The 4,691-nt window shown below is 62.8% G+C and carries 5 protein-coding genes; all 5 read left to right on the top strand.

What is annotated here, in order from left to right; translation table 11 throughout:
* Nucleotides 1-2 precede the first annotated feature (2 nt).
* Complete coding sequence (locus ABW043_RS16015) at nt 3-1,127, top strand: D-alanyl-D-alanine carboxypeptidase family protein (protein WP_502908658.1); 1,125 nt, start codon at nt 3-5, stop codon at nt 1,125-1,127.
* A gap of 12 nt (nt 1,128-1,139) precedes the next feature.
* Nucleotides 1,140-1,826: a dTMP kinase gene (tmk, locus tag ABW043_RS16010; RefSeq protein WP_353922199.1), complete on the top strand. Its 687-nt coding sequence runs from the start codon at nt 1,140-1,142 to the stop codon at nt 1,824-1,826.
* Nucleotides 1,823-2,848, top strand: a complete 1,026-nt coding sequence (locus ABW043_RS16005; protein WP_353922198.1) for a DNA polymerase III delta subunit-related protein — start codon at nt 1,823-1,825, stop codon at nt 2,846-2,848. Before tmk ends, ABW043_RS16005 begins: the two co-directional genes overlap by 4 nt.
* Nucleotides 2,845-4,395, top strand: coding sequence for a methionine--tRNA ligase (gene metG / locus ABW043_RS16000; RefSeq protein ID WP_353922197.1), 1,551 nt, complete (start codon nt 2,845-2,847; stop codon nt 4,393-4,395). The genes ABW043_RS16005 and metG overlap by 4 nt, the downstream gene beginning before the upstream one ends.
* A 3-nt stretch (nt 4,396-4,398) precedes the next feature.
* On the top strand, nt 4,399-4,691 hold a 293-nt coding region (locus ABW043_RS15995; RefSeq protein WP_353922196.1), incomplete at its 3' end, for a TatD family hydrolase.

Genomic DNA, 4,691 nt, shown 5'->3' with positions numbered 1-4,691 from the left:
CCCTGCTCATCGCTTTCGCCAGTGCCTTTCCCGCTCTGGCGCAGGCAAATTTTGAGACCAATGCCCGCTTTGCGGTGCTGATGGACTATGAATCGGGCACGGTGATTTTCCAGAAGGATGCCGACGCACGGCTCGAGCCGGCCAGCATGGCCAAGCTCATGACCCTGGCCGTCGTCTTCAACGAAATCCGCTCCGGCCGGGTGCATCTCAACGACGAGTTTTTCGTGTCCGAACACGCCTGGCGCACCGGCGGTGCCTCCTCGGGCGGCTCCACCATGTTCGCTGACCTGAACTCAAAAATCCGCGTTGAAGACCTTGTCCGCTCCGTCATCATCCAGTCGGGCAACGACGCCGCTATTATCCTCGCTGAAGGCATCGCCGGCACCGAAGGCAGCTTCGCCGCCATGATGAACGAGCTGGCCCGCAATATCGGCCTCGATGGCTCGCATTTCATGAACCCCACCGGCCTGCCGGACCCGGATCAATATTCGACTGCCCGCGACCTGGCTGATCTCGGCAGCTACCTGATCCGCGAATTTCCCGAATATTACCACTACTTCTCCGAGCCCGAGATGGAGTGGAACGGCATCAAGCAGGCCAACCGCAATTCCCTGATCGAAGTCGGCATCGGCGTCGATGGCCTCAAGACTGGCCACACCGAAGCTGCCGGCTACGGCGCCGTCATCTCTACGGCCCAGGGCGATCGTCGCCTCGTCGCCGTCGTCCACGGCCTTGGCTCCATGCGCGAACGCGCCGAAGAAGGTCGCAAGCTGCTCACCTGGGGCTCCCGCGCCTTCGAGCGCTTCGAAGCCTATCCCGACGGTGCTGTGGTCACCTATGCCGATGTCTATGGCGGCGCCGTCTCCAGCGTCGGCCTGGTCGGCAATGGCGAAATCGCCCTCTATCTTCCCCGGGGCTCCCGCGATTGCCTCTCTGCCAGCGTGCACTATGTCGGCCCGCTGCTGCCGCCGGTTTCGGCCGGCCAGCAGGTTGCCGAACTGCGCGTCTTCTGCAATGACGAACTCGTACAAAGCGCGCCGCTCTACGCCGCCGAAGATGTGCCGCAAGGCGATCTCGTGCGCCGCGCGATGGATGCGCTGAAGCAGCTCGCCTTGGGCTGGCTCTGACGGGAAACGCATATGCTCGAAGCGCCAAATCGCAGACAGGCCCGCTTCATCACCTTTGAAGGTGGGGAAGGGGTGGGCAAGTCCACCCAGGTAAAACGCCTGCTCGCCAATCTGGCCAATGTTTCCGTCGATGCCGTACGCACCCGCGAGCCCGGCGGCACGCCCAAAGCCGAAGCGATCCGTTCCTTCATCCTGCAGGGCCGCAGCGAAGCCTGGGGTTCAGGCGCCGAAGCCGTGCTTTTCGCCGCCGCCCGCTACGATCACGTTACGCAACTGATCGCCCCAAATCTTGCCAAGGGCACCTGGGTCATCTCCGACCGCTTTTGCGATTCCACCCGCGCCTATCAGGGCCTGACGGGCGGCGTCGACAGCAAGCTTATTGACGCCCTCGAAGACCTCGCCCTCGATGGCCACACGCCCGACCTGACCATCGTCCTCGACATGGACCCTGAAACCGCCTTCAAGCGCGTTGCCGAGCGCGCCATTGAAGACGGCCTCGCCCTCACTGGCGACCGCTTCGAAAAGGAAGAGCTCGACTGGCACAAGCGCCTGCGCGACGGCTTTTTGGATATTGCCCGCAACAATACCGACCGCTGCGTTGTGCTGTCCGCCAATCAGGCCGAAGAAGGGCTCGAGCGCGAAATCTGGAACACCGTTCAATCGCGCTTCCCGGAACTCCAGACCGGTATCCCGGCGTGACCGATCCCTCTGCGCTTGCCGGCCTGCCGCTGCCCGAAGAACGGCACGGCGCCATCGGTCATGACGCCGCCCGCGCGGCCATCCTCGCCCAGCTCCAAGAGCGCCGCCTGCCGGGGGCGTTTCTGCTCCATGGCCCTCAGGGTATCGGCAAAGCCACCTTCGCCTTCGAGCTCGCCGCCGCCATTCTCCTCGCCACCGGCGACGAAAGCCCCGAGCGCGTGCAGGAACAGGTCACGGCGCTCTCGCACCCGAACCTCTTCGTCCTCCGCCGTCGCCCCAAGGATGCCAAGGGCTTTTACACCATCATCCGCGTCGAAGACGTCCGCGAGCTCCGCGATGCTCTCCACCACACCCGCGGCCGCGCCGGCCACCGCATCGCCATTCTGGACTCCATCGACGATTGCAATCCCTCGGCCGCCAACGCCCTCCTCAAGACCCTCGAAGAGCCGCCCGCTGACACGACCTTCCTGCTGATCTCGCATCGCCCCGGCCAATTGCTCCCGACCATCAAGTCGCGCTGCCACAATCTGGCCCTGCGCCCCCTTGCCGATAGCGAAGTCGCCGAGATCGTCACCGCCAGCATGCCCGACATCGACGACGAAACCCTGCAACGTGCTCTCGGCCTAGCCGGTGGCCGTCCGCGCCGCGCCTTCGAAACCCTGGCGCTCTCGCCAGAGTCCCCCGTCGGCGCCCTCATCGCCTGGCTGCAAGCGCCCCAAAACCTGCCGGCCGGCACCGCCATCACGCTCGCCGATGCCATCGGTTCCGACCCGCAGGGACCGGACATGTCCTTCGCCCGTGAAATCCTTCTCGATTGGCTTTCCGACGAGGCGCGCAATGCCGCAATGCAGCCCGATCAGCGGTTGCGGCTTGCCTCGGCAACTGACCTATGGGACAAGGCAAACGCGCTTCTGAGCGAAGCCGATAGCGTCAATCTCGACATGAAGCAGACGCTGTCCGTGCTGTTCGACGCCATAAGGAAGCACCGAAACACGACTGCCATCCCCACAGAGTCACAATGACCGCAAAGCCCTTTTACGTCACGACCGCGATTTCCTATCCCAATGGCGCCCCGCATATCGGCCACGCCTATGAGATGATCGCGACCGATGCCATCGCCCGCTGGAAGCGGCTCGAAGGCCGGGAAGTTTACTTCCTCACCGGTACGGACGAACATGGGATCAAGATGGTCCAGACCGCTGCCAAGGAAGGCATTCCCGTCCGCGAATTGGCAGATCGCAATTCGGCCGAGTTCCGCAAGCTCGCTGCTGAATTGAACCTCTCCAACGACGACTTCATCCGCACCACCGAACAGCGCCACTACGACGCTTCGCAGGCCATCTGGAAGAAGATGGAAGCGAGCCACAACGGCGACATTTTCCAGTCCACCTACAAGGGCTGGTACTCGGTGCGCGACGAGGCCTATTTCGACGAGAGCGAGCTGACCGAAAAGGACGGCAAGCGTTTTGCCCCCTCGGGCGCCGAAGTCGAATGGGTCGAAGAACCGACCTATTTTTTCCGCCTTTCCGCCTATCAGGAAAAGCTCCTGGCGCTCTACGAAGCGAACCCCGATTTCATCGCGCCGAAAGAGCGTCGCAACGAAATCATCTCCTTCGTGAAGGGCGGCCTGCAGGACCTGTCGGTTTCGCGCACCACCTTCGATTGGGGCGTTCCCGTTCCCGGCGGTCCCGGCCACGTGATGTATGTCTGGGTGGACGCCCTGACCAATTACATCACCGGCGTCGGCTATCCCGACGAGCAGAGCGAACTGTTCAAGAAATTCTGGCCGGCCGACCTGCATGTGGTCGGCAAGGACATCATCCGCTTCCACACCGTCTACTGGCCTGCTTTCCTCATGAGCGCCGGCATCGAGGTGCAGCACCGCGTCTTCGCCCACGGCTTCCTCACTGTCGATGGCCAGAAGATGAGCAAGTCGCTCGGCAACGTCATCGACCCCTTCGAACTGGTCGAAACCTTCGGCCCCGATGCCGTCCGCTACTTCTTCCTGCGCGAAGTCTCCTTCGGCAACGATGGCGACTATTCCAACGAGAAGCTGGTCAACCGCGTCAACGCTGACCTCGCCAACAACCTCGGCAATCTCGCGCAGCGCTCGCTCTCGATGATCAACAAAAACTGCGACGCCAAGGTCCCGGTTCTCGGCGAACTCAGCGACGCCGACAAGGCAATCATCGCCGAAGTCGACGAAGCGCTCGCCGCCGCTCAGAAGGCCATGGACGAGCAGCTCGTCCACGAAGCCACGGGCGCCCTCATCGCCGCCCTGTCGTCGGCCAACAACTATTTCGCCGGCCAGGAACCCTGGGCGCTGAAGAAGACCGATCCCGCCCGCATGGCGACCGTTCTCTACGTCACCGCCGACACCGTTCGCCGCATCGCCATCCCGATGCTCGCCTTCGTTCCGGCCTCGGCTGCGCGCCTTCTCGACCAGTTGGCCGTGCCTGCTGACCAGCGGACCCTGTCGGCTGCGCTCAATGCTAACAGTCTGCCAACCAATACTGACCTGCCAGTGCCGCAAGGTGTCTTCGCGCGTCTCGAAAAACCGGCCGAGTAAGTCATGCTGATCGACAGCCACTGCCATCTCGACTTCGAGGCGCTTTCGGCCGACATCGACGGCGTAATGGCCCGCGCCGCCGCTGTCGGCGTCACCGGAATGGTGACGATATCCACACGTGTGGATAACTTTTCCACGTACACGGCCATCGCAGAACGTTTCCCGAACGTTTGGTGCTCGGTCGGCACGCATCCGCACAATGCCGATCAGGAATTGCATATACAAACGGATGATCTTGTCCGGCTAAGTGCCCATCCCCGTTGCATTGCTATCGGCGAAGCGGGCCTCGACTACTT

The organism is Devosia sp. (assembly GCF_040509215.1).
Classification (GTDB): Bacteria; Pseudomonadota; Alphaproteobacteria; order Rhizobiales; family Devosiaceae; genus Devosia.
The sequence above is the reverse complement of the archived record's forward strand: the minus strand, read 5'-3'. Positions and strand labels throughout refer to the sequence as shown.

Excerpts from the sequence above, each read along its gene's own strand:
- tmk (WP_353922199.1), top strand. The coding sequence starts at position 1,140 with ATGCTCGAAGCGCCAAATCGCAGACAGGCCCGCTTCATCACCTTTGAA.
- metG (WP_353922197.1), top strand. The coding sequence starts at position 2,845 with ATGACCGCAAAGCCCTTTTACGTCACGACCGCGATTTCCTATCCCAAT.